Source organism: Achromobacter sp. (genome assembly GCF_032113835.1).
Lineage (GTDB): Bacteria > Pseudomonadota > Gammaproteobacteria > Burkholderiales > Burkholderiaceae_B > Achromobacter.
The window spans coordinates 1-15,920 of record NZ_DAMCTG010000109.1; the positions used below are offsets into that span (position 1 = coordinate 1).

Annotated in this window: 12 protein-coding genes, 1 rRNA gene and 1 other RNA gene; 2 read left to right on the forward strand and 12 right to left on the reverse strand. The window is 64.9% G+C overall.

Annotated features, from left to right (window positions below; all coding sequences use genetic code 11):
- The 8 genes from murD to rnpB all read right to left on the reverse strand — a co-directional run.
- A partial coding sequence (gene murD, locus RT697_RS24420) for a UDP-N-acetylmuramoyl-L-alanine--D-glutamate ligase (RefSeq protein WP_313702270.1) occupies positions 1-1,502 on the reverse strand: 1,502 nt, incomplete at its 3' end.
- Positions 1,499-2,668: a phospho-N-acetylmuramoyl-pentapeptide-transferase gene (gene mraY / locus RT697_RS24425; protein ID WP_105237357.1), complete on the reverse strand. Its 1,170-nt coding sequence runs from the start codon at positions 2,666-2,668 to the stop codon at positions 1,499-1,501. The genes murD and mraY, both read right to left, overlap by 4 nt.
- On the reverse strand, positions 2,658-5,513 hold the full coding sequence (murF, locus tag RT697_RS24430; protein ID WP_313702271.1) for a bifunctional UDP-N-acetylmuramoyl-L-alanyl-D-glutamate--2,6-diaminopimelate ligase MurE/UDP-N-acetylmuramoyl-tripeptide--D-alanyl-D-alanine ligase MurF: 2,856 nt from the start codon (positions 5,511-5,513) through the stop codon (positions 2,658-2,660). The genes mraY and murF overlap by 11 nt, the downstream gene beginning before the upstream one ends.
- Complete coding sequence (locus RT697_RS24435) at positions 5,510-7,240, reverse strand: peptidoglycan D,D-transpeptidase FtsI family protein (protein ID WP_105237355.1); 1,731 nt, start codon at positions 7,238-7,240, stop codon at positions 5,510-5,512. The genes murF and RT697_RS24435 overlap by 4 nt, the downstream gene beginning before the upstream one ends.
- A complete protein-coding gene (gene ftsL / locus RT697_RS24440) occupies positions 7,237-7,530 on the reverse strand; it encodes a cell division protein FtsL (RefSeq protein ID WP_056569320.1) in 294 nt (97 codons plus the stop codon). Before ftsL ends, RT697_RS24435 begins: the two co-directional genes overlap by 4 nt.
- Positions 7,530-8,627 (reverse strand): 16S rRNA (cytosine(1402)-N(4))-methyltransferase RsmH, encoded by a 1,098-nt coding sequence (gene rsmH / locus RT697_RS24445; RefSeq protein WP_313702272.1) that lies wholly within the window; start codon positions 8,625-8,627, stop codon positions 7,530-7,532. The genes ftsL and rsmH overlap by 1 nt, the downstream gene beginning before the upstream one ends.
- Positions 8,628-8,634: 7 nt before the next feature.
- On the reverse strand, positions 8,635-9,063 hold the full coding sequence (mraZ, locus tag RT697_RS24450) for a division/cell wall cluster transcriptional repressor MraZ (RefSeq protein WP_056322651.1): 429 nt from the start codon (positions 9,061-9,063) through the stop codon (positions 8,635-8,637).
- A gap of 355 nt (positions 9,064-9,418) precedes the next feature.
- An RNA gene (gene rnpB / locus RT697_RS24455) (RNase P RNA component class A) lies at positions 9,419-9,824 on the reverse strand.
- A gap of 119 nt (positions 9,825-9,943) precedes the next feature.
- Between rnpB and RT697_RS24460 the strand changes: the two genes are divergently transcribed.
- Complete coding sequence (locus RT697_RS24460; RefSeq protein ID WP_313702273.1) at positions 9,944-11,770, forward strand: ATP-binding cassette domain-containing protein; 1,827 nt, start codon at positions 9,944-9,946, stop codon at positions 11,768-11,770.
- A gap of 104 nt (positions 11,771-11,874) precedes the next feature.
- Here the strand turns inward: RT697_RS24460 and pyrC are convergent, their stop codons facing one another.
- Positions 11,875-12,954, reverse strand: a complete 1,080-nt coding sequence (gene pyrC, locus RT697_RS24465) for a dihydroorotase (protein ID WP_313702275.1) — start codon at positions 12,952-12,954, stop codon at positions 11,875-11,877.
- Positions 12,950-14,143, reverse strand: coding sequence for a M20 aminoacylase family protein (locus RT697_RS24470; RefSeq protein ID WP_056569330.1), 1,194 nt, complete (start codon positions 14,141-14,143; stop codon positions 12,950-12,952). Before RT697_RS24470 ends, pyrC begins: the two co-directional genes overlap by 5 nt.
- 147 nt (positions 14,144-14,290) lie before the next feature.
- Here RT697_RS24470 and RT697_RS24475 point away from each other — a divergent pair, with 147 nt between their 5' ends.
- Positions 14,291-14,569, forward strand: a complete 279-nt coding sequence (locus RT697_RS24475) for an SWIB/MDM2 domain-containing protein (RefSeq protein ID WP_006217453.1) — start codon at positions 14,291-14,293, stop codon at positions 14,567-14,569.
- A 476-nt stretch (positions 14,570-15,045) separates the two neighbouring features.
- Here RT697_RS24475 and RT697_RS24480 read toward each other — a convergent pair whose 3' ends face one another.
- Both RT697_RS24480 and rrf read right to left on the reverse strand, forming a co-directional pair.
- A complete protein-coding gene (locus RT697_RS24480) occupies positions 15,046-15,411 on the reverse strand; it encodes a hypothetical protein (protein ID WP_313702274.1) in 366 nt (121 codons plus the stop codon).
- 160 nt (positions 15,412-15,571) lie between these two features.
- Positions 15,572-15,684 (reverse strand): 5S ribosomal RNA (rrf, locus tag RT697_RS24485).
- Positions 15,685-15,920: the final 236 nt, after the last annotated feature.

The window sequence follows — 15,920 nt, forward strand, 5'->3', positions numbered from 1 at the left end:
TCTTCGACCTCTTCCACGAACACCTGCCCGCGATGCGGGTAATTGCGGAACATGTCCAGGCTGGCGCACGCCGGCGACAGCAGCACGGCATCGCCCGGCTGCGCCAGTTCGGCCGCGCCGCGCACGGCGTCGCGCAGGGTCTCGACGGTCAGGCACTTGACGCCGGTCGGCTCCAGCACGCGGCCGATCTCCGGGCCATCCAGGCCGATCAGCATCACCGCGCGCGCATGGCGCGAGACGACGGGAATCAACGGCGAGAAATCCTGGCCCTTGCCCTGGCCGCCGGCGATCAGCACCACGGGCTGGCCCAGGCCTTCCAGCGCGGCCACGGTGGCGCCCACGTTGGTGCCCTTGCTGTCATTGATGTAGTCGACGCCGCCGATCGTGCGCACGAAGGCCGCGCGATGCGGCTCGCCCGCGTAGTCGCGCAGCGCGCGCAGCATGGCGCCCCAACCCAGATCCAGGCAGCGCGCAAGCTGCAGCGCGGCCAGCGCGTTCAGCGCGTTGTGGATGCCGCGGATGCGCAATGCGTCCACGGGCATGAGCCGGCTCATGCGGCCCTTGGCGCGCACCGGTTCAGGCGCATCCTTCTTGCGCCGCGTGGGCGGCGCGGGCTCGTCGAAATCGTTGGACTCGCAGGCCGTCAGCCACGCCACGCCCTGTCCCAGTTCAAGGCCCATGTCGCCCACCAGTTCAGGCACATCGCGGCCAAAGCTGCGCACGTTCATGGCGTTCAGCGACGAGACCATATCGACAGTCAGCGGATCGTCGCGATTGACGATGGCGACGCGCGCCATCTTCAAGAGGCGACCCTTGGCATCGGCATACGCCTGCATGCCGCCGTGCCAGTCCAGGTGATCCTGAGTCACGTTCAGCACGACGGCCGCATCGGCCATCAGCGTGCGCGTCGTTTCAAGCTGGAAGCTGGACAGTTCAAGCACCCACACCTGCGGCAGCGCGTCCGTGTCCAGCGCGTCCATCAGCGCGGACAGCGCCGCGGGGCTGATGTTGCCGGCCGCGATCACCGTCAGGCCGCTGGCGTCGACCAGCTGCCGGGTCAGCGCGGTGACGGTGGTCTTGCCATTGGTGCCGGTCACGGCGAGCAGCCGGGGACGGTATTCGCGGTCCGCAGCCAGGTCCGCCAGCGCGCGGGCAAACAGTTCGATTTCACCGACGACGTCAATGCCGCGGGCCTCGGCCTCGCGCAGCACGTTGGCGGCGGGCGCCTGCGTGGGCGCCAGGCCCGGACTCAGCACGACCTGCGACACGCCGTCCAGCAGATCGATGGCAAACGACTCGTCGCAGCCCAGCCGGTATTCCACTTCGTTCTGTGCCAGCGACTCGCGCAGCGCGGCCAGGCCTCCCGGTTCCGCGCGCGTGTCGGCCACCCGCAGGCGGGCGCCCTGTCGGGCGCACCAGCGTGCGGCGGCGACACCCGTCTCGCCCAATCCGAGGATCAGCACGAGCGGCGCGTCAGCGCGGGAGGTTTCCATCATGTTCATCGCAACTTCAGCGTAGAGAGGCCAATCAGCACCAGCATCATGCTGATGATCCAGAAACGCACGACCACCTGGGTTTCCTTCCAGCCGCCCACTTCAAAGTGATGATGCAACGGGGCCATTCGGAAAATGCGTCGACCTGTTCCATAACGTCGCTTCGTGTACTTGAACCAGGTCACCTGGATCATCACCGAAAGCGTCTCGACGACGAACACGCCGCCCATGATGAACAGCACGATTTCCTGGCGCACGATGACCGCGATCGTGCCCAGCGCGCCGCCCAACGCGAGCGCGCCGACGTCGCCCATGAACACTTGCGCCGGATACGCGTTGAACCATAAAAATGCGAGTCCCGCGCCCCCGATCGCCGCGCAGAGCACCATCAATTCCGACGCGCCGGGAATGTACGGAAACAGCAGGTACTTCGAATAGTCCACGCGGCCGACCACATAGGCGAAGATGCCCAGTGCGCTGCCGACCATCACGGTCGGCATGATGGCCAGGCCGTCCAGCCCGTCGGTAAGGTTCACCGCGTTGCTGGTGCCGACGATCACCGCCCAGGTCAGCGCCACGAAACCGAGCACGCCCAGCGGATAGCTCACGGTCTTGAAGAACGGCACGATCAGGTCGGCACGCGTCGGCAGAGCCATCGTGAAGCCGCTGCCCACCCAGGCCTTGAACAGGGGCCACAATTCGGTATTGGCGGGCGCGGACACCGCGAACGCCAGATACACCGCAGCCACCATGCCGATGGTGGCTTGCCAGAAGAACTTTTGCCGCGCCGGCATGCCTTCGGGATCGCGATAGACCACCTTGCGGTAATCGTCGCGCCAGCCGATCCAGCCAAAGCCGAAGGTGACCAGCAGCACGACCCACACGAAGCGGTTCGTCCAGTCCGCCCACAGCAAGGTGCTGATGGCGATGGATATCAGGATCAGCACGCCGCCCATGGTCGGCGTGCCGGTCTTGACCAGATGCGATTCGGGACCGTACGTGCGCACGGCCTGGCCGATCTTCATCTCGGTCAGCTTGCGAATGACGCGCGGACCGGCCACCAGGCCAATCACCAACGCCGTCGCGCACGCCAGCACGGCGCGCAGCGTGATGTATTCGAACACGCCCAGCGCGCGCACATCGTCGGAAAGCAGGCGGGCGATCTCAAGCAGCATGCTGCTCTCCCTGCCCCGCGGCTGCCGTACCGTCATTCAAAGAAAAAGCCGTCACTACCCGCTCCATGCGCATAAAGCGCGATCCTTTTACCAATACGCAGGACGGGCGCAAGCCGCGCAAGGCGGCAACGACTTCGTCTACCGATGCGCAGGCGTGCGCGCCAGGACCGAATGCGGCGGCTGCCGCCCGGCTGGCTTCGCCTAGCGTGATGAATGCGTCGAGCCCATGCTCGCGCGCGTAATTGCCCACCTCGACGTGCATGGCGGGGCCGTTGTCCCCGACTTCGCCCATGTCGCCCAGGACGAGGGCACGCGTGCCGCCGATGCGCGCAAGCACATCGATGGCCGCGCGTACCGAATCGGGGTTGGCATTGTAGGTGTCATCGATGAGCAACGTTCCGTCACTCATTCGCTTGTGCTGCATGCGGCCGGCCACCGGGCTGAATCCCGCCAGCGCACGCACCGCAGTTTCGAGCGGCGCCCCCGCGGCAATGGCGCTGGCGATGGCGGCCAACGCGTTGCGCAGATTGTGCAATCCCGCCACCGGCAACGTCAGGTCCGCAACGCCGACCGGCGTCACGACGCGGCAACGCGTGGCATCCACTTCCGCGATGATCTGTTCCGCGTAGACGTCCAGTCCGGGCTGCAGACCGAACCGCAGCACGCGGCGCGGCGCGGCCAGCGCATCCCAAATGGCCGAGTAGGGTTCGTCTCCCGGATACACGGCGACGCCATCGGCCGGCAGCGCGGCAATCGCGGCGCCATTTTCATGCGCGACCGCTTCGACGGTGTGCATGAACTCCTGGTGCTCGCGCTGCGCATTCGTGACCAGCGCCACGGTCGGCGCGGCAATGGCGGCAAGCTGCGCGATTTCGCCGGGGTGGTTCATGCCCAGCTCGAACACGGCGGCGCGATGGCCCGCGCGCAGGCGCAGCAGGGTCAGCGGCACGCCGATGTCGTTGTTCAGGTTGCCGGCTGTGGCCAGGCGCCCCGCTTCGCCCTGCCATTCGGCGAGCATCGCGGAGATCATTTCCTTCGTGGTCGTCTTGCCGTTGCTGCCGGCCACCGCCACCACGGGCAGCACAAACCGGGCGCGCCAGGCAGCGCCGATGCGGGTCAGCGCCACGCGCGTATCGCCCACGACAAGCTGCGGCAATCCGGCGTCGGCGACACGGTGGGCGACGAGCGCCGCGCACGCGCCGCGCGCGGCGGCCTGATCCAGGTAGTCGTGCGCGTCGAAGTTTTCGCCCACCAGCGCGACGAACAGCTCGCCTTCGCCGATGCGGCGCGTATCGGTGGACACGCCCGGCGTCTGCTGCAACAGCAGCGCCACGCGCGCCCATTCGCGATCGTCGAAGGGCAGCTTTTCGCCGCCGATATCTTGATAGGTTTCGTGACCCTTGCCCGCCAGCAGCACCACGTCTTCCGGCGAAGCCGCCCAGATCGTCTGCAGGATGGCGCGCGCACGATCGACTTGCACGTCGGCCTGCGCCGCTTTGGGCACGCCGGCCAGGATCTGCTCGACGATCGCCTCGGGCGACTCGGTGCGCGGATTGTCGCTGGACACCACCACGTGGTCGGCCAGCTCCGCGGCGATCGCGCCCATCACGGGGCGCTTGCCCGGATCGCGCTCGCCGCCGCAGCCGAACAGGCACACCAGACGCCCGGAACGCGCCGTGGCGACAGCGCGCAATGCCAGCAGCGCGCGGGACAGCGCGTCCGGCGTATGGGCGTAGTCCACGACCACCAGCGGACCGCGCGCCGTATGCGCGGGCAAGCTCACCGCCGGCTCGACGGTCTGCAGGCGGCCATCGACGGGATCCGTCGCCGCCAGTTCACGCGCAATCTGCGCGAACGGCAGGCCCAGCTTGTACAGCACGCCCGCCACCAGCAGCAGGTTCGAAACGTTGTGCGCGCCCAGCAGGCGCGTCACGATCTGGGCTTCGCCATGCGGCGACACCAGCGTGAAGATCTGGCCCTGCGACGTGGCCTGCAGGTCGCGCGCGCGCATCGCGGCGGGAATCTCAGGATCGTCGCTCAGGCTGTAGCCCATCGGCGTCACGCCGTTCGGCAGGCCGGCCAGCATCCGGCGCCCCGCCTCATCGTCGGCGTTGATCACCGCCGCGGTCAGGCCGGGCCAGCGGAAAAGACGCGCCTTGGCTTCTTCATAGCGTTCCATCGTGACGTGATAGTCCAGATGGTCGCGCGTCAGATTCGTGAAGGCGGCCAGCGCCACGCGCACGCCGTCCATGCGGCCCTGCTCGATACCGATCGACGACGCCTCCATGGCCACGGCCTTCGCGCCGGCGTCGCGCATCGCGGCCAGCGTGCGATGCACGGTCAGCACGTCCGGCGTCGTCAGGCTGCCGCCCAGCGTCTGGCCGTCGGGCAGCACGGCGCCCAGCGTGCCGATCGTGCCGCAAGCCTTGTCGTTGCGGCTCAGCGCGTGGGCTATCCATTGCACTGAAGAGGTCTTGCCATTGGTGCCGGTCACCGCCACCACGGCCAGCGCGGCCGACGGGCGGCCATACCACGTGTCGCCCAGTTCGCCCAGCAGCGAGCGCAGGCCCGTCACGGCAAGCATGGGCGTGCCGGCCGACGCGGCGTGCATGGCGTCGGTGGCAGGCGCTTCGAACAGCACCGCGCTGGCGCCCAGCGCCAACGCCTTATCTATATAGAGACGGCCGTCGCTCGACAGTCCCGGGCACGCGACGAACACGTCGCCCGGCTCGATGTCGCGCGAGTCCAGCTTGAGGTGCGCGGTCAACGACACACGCTCATGCAACCACGCCACGGTCTCGGCAACCGTGGCGACAGGGGAAGAGAGGAAGCCGTTGGCGCTCATCTGCCGGGCTCCTTGATACCAGCAACAATCGTGGATTCAAACGGTGCGTCGGGCCGCACCCCCATCAGCCGCAGGCTCCCCCCCACGATATGGGAGAACACGGGCGCGGCGATGGCGCCGCCGTAATAACCGCCGATCGTCGGTTCGTCGATGGACACGGCCACCACGATCTTGGGATCCGACACCGGGGCGAAGCCCACATACGAGCTGCGGTAGCGTTGCGTGCTGTACTTGCCGTCCACGATCTTGCGCGCCGTGCCGCTCTTGCCCGCCACGCGATAGCCCTGCACCTGCGCGGCCTTCGTGCCATCGGGACCGGTAGCGGCCTCCAGCATGGCGCGCACCAGCGCGGTCGTCTTTTGCGAGTAGATCTTGACGCTGGTCGGATCGCTGTCGCGCTTGACCAGGGTCAGCGACACCATGTCGCCGTTACGTGCAAAAACGGTATAGGCGCGCGCCACTTGCAGCAGCGACACGGAAAGGCCGTAGCCATAGGCCATGGTGGCCTTCTCGATCAGGCGCCAGCGTTCCCACGGACGCAGACGGCCGGGCGCGGCGCCGGGGAATCCCACTTGCGGCGCCTGGCCGAGGCCCAATTCGGTGAAACGGTCCCACATTTCGCGGGATTCCAGCTTCTCGGAGATCATCGTCATACCGATGTTGCTGGACTTGCGCAGCACGCCTGCCACGTCCAGCGTGCCGTTGCGGCTCACGTCGCTGATCGTGCTGCCTTGATACGTGAAGCGGCCGTTGCCCGTCTCGAACTGCGTCGACGTGCTGATGCGGCCCAGGTCCAGCGCCAGCGCGGCGGTAAAGGGCTTCATGATGGAGCCCGGCTCGAACGTATCCGTGATCGCCTGGTTGCGCAGATTGGCGCCATGGAAGGTTTCGCGGTTGTTCGGATCGAAGGTCGGCACGTTGGCCAGCGCCAGGATCTCGCCCGTGTGCACGTCCACGACCACAGCCGTCGCACCCTTGGCGCGGTGCTTGTCCATGGCGTCCTTCAGTTCCTTGAACACCAGGTACTGCAGGCGCGTGTCGATGGACAGGCGCAAGTCACGGCCGTCCACCGGCAACGTGACGGCCTGCACGTCTTCGATGACGCGGCCCAATCGATCCTTGATGACCCGGCGGCTTCCCGGGCGGCCCGACAACTGCTGATTGAACGTCAGCTCGACGCCTTCCTGACCCTGGTCCTCGACGCTGTTGAAACCCACCACGTGGGCCATCACGTCGCCATCCGGGTAGTAGCGGCGGGTTTCGGGCTGCTGGTGCACACCCGGCACCCCCAGTTGCTTGATCTTGTCGGCCACATCCATCGAGACCTGACGCTTCAGGTACACGAAGTTCTTGTCCTCATCGACGAAGCGGCGGCGCAGATCGCCCGCCGGGGTGTCCAGCAGCTTGGCCAGCGAGTCGAGCTGCGCGGGCGTGGCCTGCTTCACGTCTTCGGGAATGGCCCAGATGGCGCGCGCCGGCACACTTGAGGCCAGCACCGCACCATTGCGGTCCATGATCTTGCCGCGCGTGGCGGCCAGCGTCAGCGTACGCTCGTAGCGGCGCTCGCCCTGCTGCTGCAAAAACTCCGTCGACAAACCCTGCAGGAACAGCGCGCGGCCGGCCAGCACTGTGAATCCGCCAAACAGCAGGATCAGCACCAGGCGCGCGCGCCACGTGGGCAAACTTCCGCGCAGCACGGGATTGTCGAAGAAGGGCACGCGCTTCATTGCGTGCCTCCGGCGGCCGCAGGCACGGGCGCCTGATTCATATAGAGGGTGCGGTCCGGGACGATGGGGATCATCTTCAGACCGTCGCGCGCAATGGCGTCGACCCGCGCATTGCGGGCCAGTTCGGCGCGCTCGAGCTGCAGGCGGCGCCAGTTGGTTTCCAGGTCACGCGCATGCGCCTGATCGCGGCCCAGTTCCACGAAGAGCTGGCGCGACTGATACCGGCTGGTGACCAGGGAAATGGCCGACAGCATCAGCAAAGCCGCAACGATCAGATTGACGCGACCCATCAGCGGCGTCCTCCCTTGCCGCCGCGCCGGGGCGGCGGGGCGAGGTCGCTGCCGGGCAGCGAGCCGATCTTCACAAACGCAAAGCCGCCTTCGGCAGGCAGCGGCGTTTCGGTGCGCTCGGCCGCGCGCAGAATGGCGGAGCGGGCGCGGGCGTTGGACGAGACCTCATCATCCTCGGCCACGACCTTGCCGAGGGAGCGCACGACGGGTTGGGGCATTTCGCTTTCGCGCAGGGGCAGGCGTGCATGCGCGGCAGCCGGCCTGGCCGCCGCCGCGATGCACTGCTTGACCATGCGGTCTTCAAGCGAATGAAAGCTGATCACCGCCAACCTCCCCCCCGGGGCAAGCAGGTCTAAAGCTGACGCGAGGGTGCGCGCGAGCTCTTCGAGTTCCCGATTGATGTAAATCCGTAAAGCTTGAAAGGTGCGTGTGGCCGGATGTTGCCCCTTTTCGCGCGTGCGGACGGCGCTGGCGACGCACTCGGCAAGCTCGAGCGTGGTGCGCAGCGGCCTTGTTGCGCGGCGAGCAGCAATCGCCTTTGCAACCTGAAAAGCAAACCGTTCTTCGCCATAATCCGCTATGACCTCCCGCATCTCATCCACACTGGCTTGCGCCAGCCAATCCGCCACCGTGGGACCACGAGTGGTGTCCATCCGCATATCGAGCGGGCCGTCTCGCATGAACGAGAAACCGCGCTCGGCATCGTCGATCTGAGGCGACGAAACGCCCAGATCCAGCATCACGCCATCGACCTTGCCGATGCCGAGCTGCTGCAATTCTTCGGCCATGGTGGCAAAGCCCCCATGCACCACCGTGACCCGCGCATCCTCGGCCGCCAGCGCGTTGGCGACCGCAATGGCCTGCGGGTCCTTGTCAAACACGACCAACCGGGCTTGCTTGCCCAAGCGGCCAAGCAACTCGCGGCTGTGGCCGCCCCGGCCGAAAGTGCCGTCTACAAAGACGCCGCTTTCGATTCGCGTAGCCACATCCTGCCCATCCTGCGGCTGCGACCGTGCCGCGCCCTTGCCGCCGAAACCGGGCAGCAAAAGCGCGTCCACCGTCGGCGCCAGGAGGACGGGCCGATGTTCGAATTCCATAACTCTTTCAGAACGAAAACTGGTTCAACACGTCCGGCATACCCTTGGCCAAGTCTTCAGCCTCTCGGCTGGCCAGGGTAGCGGCGTCCCACAGCTCGAAGTGAGAGCCCAGACCGAGCAGCATCACATCGCGCGTCATACCGGAAGCGTTGCGCAGTTCAGGAGCGATCAGGACCCGGCCGGAGCCGTCCAGTTCCACATCCTGAGCGTTGCCCAGCAACAGCCGCTGCAGCGCGCGGGCCGTCATCGGAAAAGCGGCGATCTGCTCGCGCTTCTTTTCCCATTCCGGTCGCGGGTACACCAGCAGGCAGCCGTCGGGGTGGCGGGTCAGGGTCAGCCGGCCTTCGGCCTGCGACATGAGCGCGTCACGATGCCGGGTCGGAATGGAGATCCGTCCCTTGGCATCCAGCGTGAGCGCGCTGCTTCCCTGAAACACCACTTTTACCCCACTTAATTGCACAATTTCCTACTATTTCCCACTCTACGGTATGGGACAGGGGCGGTCAAGCGAGCGGTTGCAATTTTTTCAATCACAACAAGGACTTAGATCAACTTGTAAATGCGCAAAAAGAAAAACCTCCCAATAAATCAGGAGGTTGCGACATACTCTAAAAGTCCTACTTCAGAAGTAGCGGCTAACGGATGCGGTTTACCGTCTGGCGCTCGGTCGATCCTTCCAGTTGGCGAGGCTTCCCGCCGGATGGGCGACCCTGGAAGTGGAAAAGAACTGGTGCTTGGGCGCCAGACGGCCACGCGGCCTCGTCCAGATCCGCGCGCGCCGGGAGAATTCAATGCAAGACGGGTCTATAGGCCGGATTCTGTACACCAGGTTGCCCTGGCGGACGATCATTCCTCTGCGCGGCTCATTGCTGAGCCGCTGTAGCCATCTACCCGCATGCTAGGACGGAGCCGCCCTTCACGGCCGTGAGGCCGCACGCATGCCTATTTGATGTTGCTCCGGATAGAGGTTGCCGCGTTTCACCCTGCGATGCCGCCGCCCGTTGCCGGACGGCGCAATACGGAGATGGCCGTATCAGTGCGCGCAAAGCGCGCCCGCGCCGCAGTCTCGTCTCTGTGGTCCTATTCCTCAGCCGTGCCCGAAGGCACGGCCGGACGGCCGTTAGCCGTTACCCTGCCCTGTGGAGTCCGGACCTTCCTCGATGAGCTTGCACCCACCGCGATCGTCCGACCCGTCTTGCAGTGCGTATTCTATTACAGCTGTCGGCTCCGTCCCCGGGGCGCCCGCAAGAACGGCGCGACGGGTTCCTGCGACAATACGCGCTGATCCGCTTAGATGCCGCAGACACCAACACTACATGGCCCTCGAAACTCTCATCACCCTGACCGACGTCCAGCTCGCGTATGGGCACCATCCGCTGCTGGACCATGCCGACTTTGCCATCCAGGCAGGCGAGCGCATCGGCCTCATCGGCCGCAACGGCGCTGGGAAGTCCTCGCTCCTCAGACTGCTCGACGGCCGCACGCAGCCCGACGATGGCGCGATCGCGCGCAGCTCCAGCCTGCGGGTGGCCACCGTCGAACAGGAACCCGAGCTCGACGACAACGCCACTGTCTTTGACGTCGTGTGCAATTCGGATGGCGACCACGAAGACTGGCAGCGCCCCTCGCGCGCGCGCGCCGTCCTCGAAAAGCTGGGCCTGCCGGCCGACGTGCAGATCGCCGGCCTGTCCGGCGGCACGCGCAAGCGCGTCGCGCTTGCCCGCGCCCTGATCGACGAGCCGGATCTGTTGCTGCTCGACGAGCCCACCAATCACCTGGACTTTGAAGGCATTGCCTGGCTGGAGGACATGCTGCGCGCCTGGAAGGGCGCGGCGGTCATCATCACCCACGATCGCCGGTTCCTGGACGCCGTCACCACCCGCATCGTCGAACTCGACCGCGGACGCCTCCTGAGCTTCCCGGGCAACTTTTCGCAATGGCAGGAGCGCAAGGCCCAATGGCTCGAATCCGAAAGGCTCGAGCAGGCGCGTTTCGACAAGTTGCTGGCGCAAGAAGAAGTCTGGATCCGCAAGGGCGTGGAAGCACGCCGCACCCGCAACGAAGGCCGCGTGCGCCGCCTGGAGAGCCTGCGCGTGCAGCGCGCCGAACGCCGCGAACGCGTGGGCAACGTGTCGCTGGCGCTGGCTGAAGGCCAACGGTCCGGCAAACTCGTGGCCGAACTCGAACACGTCAGCAAGCGATTCGGCGACAAAATCGTGGTCGACGACTATTCCACAACCCTCCTGCGCGGCGACCGCATCGGCATCATCGGCCCCAACGGCGCGGGCAAGACCACCCTGCTCAAGCTCATCCTGGGTGAACTGCAGCCCGATAGCGGCGCGACGCGCCTGGGCACCAACGTCGCCGTCGCGTACTTTGACCAGATGCGCGCGCAGCTGGATGAAAACGCTTCGCTCGTCGACATCATCAGTCCGGGAAGCGAATGGGTCGAAATCGGCGGCGTGCGCAAGCATGTGATGACCTACCTGGGCGATTTTCTCTTCTCGCCGGCGCGCGCCGGATCGCCGGTGCGCAGCCTGTCCGGCGGTGAACGCGCGCGCCTGCTGCTGGCAAGGCTCTTTGCACGTCCGGCCAACGTGCTGGTGCTGGACGAACCCACCAACGACCTGGACATCGAAACGCTGGAGCTGCTCGAAGAGCTGCTGCAGGAATACGCCGGCACCGTGCTGCTGGTCAGCCACGATCGCGCCTTCCTCAACAACGTGGTCACGCAGACCATTGCTTACGAAGGTGACGGCCACTGGCGCGATTACGTGGGCGGATACGACGAATGGGTCGCGCAGCGTCCGGCGCAGGTTGCCGCGCAGACCGACGCAGACAAGGCAGCGAAGCCCGCCGACGACGGCGCCGCACGAGCCAAGGCCGCGCGGCCCAAGCCTGCCAAGGCCGGCAAGATCAACGCCTGGGACCTGCGCGAACTCGAAGGCCTGCCGGACGCGATTGCCGCGCTCGAAGCAAAGCAGGCTGAACTGGCAGGCCAGCTTGCGGACGGCAGCCTCTATCGCGATGCCCCCGCCGAGGTCGAGCGCATCAACGGCGAACTGGCCAAGCTGGAAAGCGAACTCGAAGATAAGTTCGCGCGCTGGGAACTCCTGGAAGCGCGCCGCGATGGCACGCTCTGACGTGACTGCTATATATAGATAGTCCGCGAAGCGGCAAAAAAAGGGGTGAACGGCACAGCCGCTCACCCCTTTTTATTTGCATGCGGCGCCTGCCGCGTTTGCCCTCAGGCGTGGGCGCGCCACTCGAGCGCCTCGCCGGCCGCCAGCGGGACCAGCGTCGTATTGCCGAACGCCAGCTCCTCCGGCACCTGATAGGTCTCGCGCGACAGCGTCAACGTGCCGGTATTGCGCGGCAGACCGTAGAAGTCCGGACCATGGAAGCTGGCAAACCCTTCCAGCTTGTCGAGCTTGCCGGCCGCCTCGAACGCCGTCGCATAAAGCTCCATGGCATGCAAGGCGGTGTAGCAGCCCGCACAGCCGCAGGCATGTTCCTTCAGGCCGCGCGCGTGCGGCGCGCTATCCGTGCCCAGGAAGAAGCGCGGACTGCCGCTGGTGGCCGCCTCGACCAAGGCAAGACGGTGCGTCTCGCGCTTCAGGATCGGCAGGCAGTACCAGTGGGGACGCATGCCGCCCTGGAAGATGGCATTGCGGTTGTAGAGCATGTGCTGCGGCGTGATCGTCGCGGCAATCGGACCTTCCGCATCACGCACGTACTCCGCGCCTTCCTTGGTCGTGATGTGTTCGAACACGACCTTCAGCGCCGGGAATGCGCGACGCAAGGGCTTCATCACGCGCTCCACAAAAATGGCCTCGCGGTCGAACACGTCGATCGACGGATCCGTCACTTCGCCGTGCACCAGCAGCGGCATGCCGCAGTTCTGCAGCGCCTCCAGCGCCTTCGTGCATTTGCCCAGCAGATCGGTCACGCCCGCGTCCGAGTTTGTCGTGGCGCCGGCGGGATACAGCTTGACCGCATAGACATGGCCCGATTCATGCGCGCGCACGATCTCGTCAGCAGGCGTATTGTCGGTCAAGTACAGCGTCATCAGGGGCGTGAACGACTCCGCATTCACGCCCGTCTTCGCGAGCGCTTCCAAAATGCGGCCGCGATATGCCAACGCCTGTTCCGTCGTCGTGACTGGCGGCTTCAGGTTCGGCATGATGATGGCGCGCGCGAACTGGCGCGCCGTATCTCCGACCACGGCTTCCAGCGCCGCGCCATCGCGCAGATGCAGATGCCAGTCGTCAGGGCGGGTGATGGTGAGTTGAGTCGTGCTTTGAGTAGACATGGAAGGCTTCTTAATCTGCTAGCGGCATGCCCCGTTCAGCCAGCGCGCAGAACATCGCACTGCCCAGGGGAATGACGGCATCGTTGAAATCGAAATGCGGGTTGTGCAGCAGGCAGCCCGAATCGGCGCCGCCTTGACCGAGGCGGAAGTAGGCGCCCGGCTTGGCCTGCAACATGAACGAAAAGTCTTCGGAACCCATCGAGGGTACCAGGTCGCGCACCACGTTTTCCTTGCCGATCATCTCGGTCGCAATGTCGGCCACCAGGTTGGCATGCTGCGGCGTGTTCAAGGTCGCGGGGTAGATGCGCTCATACACCACTTCAGCGGTGCCGCCGAACGCGCCGGCAATGGCGCTCACCAGTTCGCGCATGCGCGTCTCGACCATTTCCTGAACCGACTTACGGAAGGTGCGCACCGTACCGACCATACGCGCCTCGCGTGGAATCACGCTCATCGCACCCGGATGCCCGGCCTGCACCGAACCGATAGAGAGCACCGCGGAATCCAGCGGATTCACGTTCCGCGAAACGATGGTCTGCAATGCGGTGATGATCTGGCCCGCGATCGTCACAGGATCAATCGTCTGATAAGGATGCGCGCCGTGACCGCCACGCCCCGTGATCAGTATCTCAAAGCGATCAGCCGCCGCCATCATCGGCCCCGGATTGATGCCGATCGTGCCGGGTTTCAGACCCGGCCAGTTGTGCAAGGCATAGATCGCATCGCAAGGGAACGTGTCGAACAAACCGTCTTCCAGCATGGCGCGCGCACCCCCACGCCCTTCTTCGGCCGGCTGAAAAATCAACACGGCCGTGCCGTCGAAATTGCGGGTCTGCGCCAGGTACTTCGCGGCGCCAATCAGCACTGCGGTATGACCATCGTGACCGCAGCCGTGCATCAGTCCCGGCTTGGTCGACTTGTGCCCGAAGGTGTTGTCTTCCGTCATGGGCAAGGCGTCCATGTCGGCGCGCAATCCGATCATGCGGCCGCTATCGCAGCGCTTGCCGCGGATCACGCCCACCACACCGGTCTTCCCGATACCGCGGTGCACTTCGATGCCCAACGCTTCCAACGCACCGGCGACGATGCCCGACGTACGGACCTCTTCAAAACCAAGTTCTGGATGGGCATGCAAATCGCGCCGAAGCGCCGTCAATTCGTCATGAAAAAGCCGAATCGATTCCAACGGAGAACGTGCGTACATAGGACGTTACAGAATGACGTGAGAGAGGGGACGGTCGGTGCATTTTAGTTGCTACAGAGGATAAATGCCTTTGTCTTTACTGGAGAGACACGTTATGCTCCGGCCGCAGGACAATTTTTCCAACAGCCAGAGAAGGAGCGCCGCATTATGGCCACAACCTCCAAACCCGCGACCGCGCGCAAGCCGAACGCTGCATTCATGAAGCCGCTGACCCCCAGCGCCGAATTGGCCGCTGTCATCGGCTCGGAAGCCGTGCCGCGTACCGAGGTCACCAAGAAGATCTGGGAATACATCAAGAAGCACAACCTGCAAGATGCCAGCAACAAGCGCAACATCAACGCCGATGCCAAGCTGCGCCCGATCTTCGGCAAGGATCAGGTCACGATGTTCGAACTGACCAAACTGGTCAACGCACATCTGAAGTAAGCAGGCAAAGGGCGTACGGCGTACGTCCCTGCCTTTGGATTGTCGCGACGCCCTGGCTTACGGCCGGGCGAGCTCCACACCAACACGCAAGCCCCCACCTCGCAGTGCCTCTTCGCCACGTTCGTGGACGTCTCCGCTCGATTCAATAGCGATCACTATCGCCCGATCGTCAGCGCCGGTGCGCCTTTGCAAGCCGACATGCTGCATGCTCACGCACACCAACGGCCCCTCCCGCACATCCGACTTTGACAGGCGCACGCGCAGCGTCTCAATGCGGGTTAGGGCGTCGCACTCAACTGCACCAAAGGTCTCTCAAGCGCCGCCCGTTCAACGCGCCACGCCGGCTCCCTGTCCAATCCCGTCGCGTGCACAAGCAAGCCACGGGCTATCCCGGCATGTGCTCTCCGGCGTCACACAAGCCACATGCAAAAAGGCCGGCATCGATGCCGGCCTTTTTTTGCAGGTATTGCCTGGATTCAGGCATAGGACGTGGGCGCACTGCCTTCAAGCAGCGACAACCAGCCGCGTATCAGGCGATACAGCACCCACACAATGGTCGCCGCCACGCCGATCCAGCCGATGAAGATGAGTGTCGCGATCCCGCTGATGGCGAGCCACAGCAACGCCCACCAGAACGTGCGCAGAAGCCAGTCGAAATGGGCGGCGTAGACGGTGCCTGCAGCATCCGAGCGCTTGAGGTACATGAGCACAACAGCCGCGATCGTGGCAATGCCCAGAAATCCACTCGTCAGAAAGCCCAAGGCATACAAGCCATAGGCCACGTGGGTCAACGTGCGCAGGTCCAATGTCGTACCGGGCACGGGGGTCTGGGGATCACTCACGATAACGCTCCAACGAATTGACTCGAACAATCTTACCGCACAAAGCCACCCCGCCCACGGGCGTTGTTATTTCGGCACATTCAGCATTGGCGCGGCTTGCAGGCCAGTTGCGCACAAAGACAAAGCCCCACCGGGTACCGGTGGGGCTTTGAGGATAAGAGCTTGACGATGACCTACTTTCACAGACGTCCGTCCACTATCATCGGCGCAAAGGCGTTTCACTGTCCTGTTCGGGATGGGAAGGAGTGGTACCACCTTGCTAAGGTCGTCAAGCGTAGCTGCTTGAGCAGTTGACGGAACGTCAACCGTTCGAATCTTGGGTATTGCCTGGCTAATGCTTGGGTACTGCAATGGGACCTAGCACTCACTGCCGCAGAAGGGATCACACTAACGCGCAATCGACCTACAGCGCGACGGCCTGGGCTCTCACTAAAGACAAAACCCCGCAGGGGATTACCTGCGGGGTTTTGAGCAATAAAAGCCTGACGATGACCTACTTTCACAGACGT

Bases quoted from the DNA above. Each gene is read 5' to 3' on its own strand.
- mraY (WP_105237357.1), bottom strand. From the start codon at position 2,668: ATGCTGCTTGAGATCGCCCGCCTGCTTTCCGACGATGTGCGCGCGCTG.
- murF (WP_313702271.1), bottom strand. From the start codon at position 5,513: ATGAGCGCCAACGGCTTCCTCTCTTCCCCTGTCGCCACGGTTGCCGAG.
- RT697_RS24435 (WP_105237355.1), bottom strand. From the start codon at position 7,240: ATGAAGCGCGTGCCCTTCTTCGACAATCCCGTGCTGCGCGGAAGTTTG.
- ftsL (WP_056569320.1), bottom strand. From the start codon at position 7,530: ATGGGTCGCGTCAATCTGATCGTTGCGGCTTTGCTGATGCTGTCGGCC.
- rsmH (WP_313702272.1), bottom strand. From the start codon at position 8,627: ATGGAATTCGAACATCGGCCCGTCCTCCTGGCGCCGACGGTGGACGCG.
- RT697_RS24460 (WP_313702273.1), top strand. From the start codon at position 9,944: ATGGCCCTCGAAACTCTCATCACCCTGACCGACGTCCAGCTCGCGTAT.
- RT697_RS24470 (WP_056569330.1), bottom strand. From the start codon at position 14,143: ATGTACGCACGTTCTCCGTTGGAATCGATTCGGCTTTTTCATGACGAA.
- RT697_RS24475 (WP_006217453.1), top strand. From the start codon at position 14,291: ATGGCCACAACCTCCAAACCCGCGACCGCGCGCAAGCCGAACGCTGCA.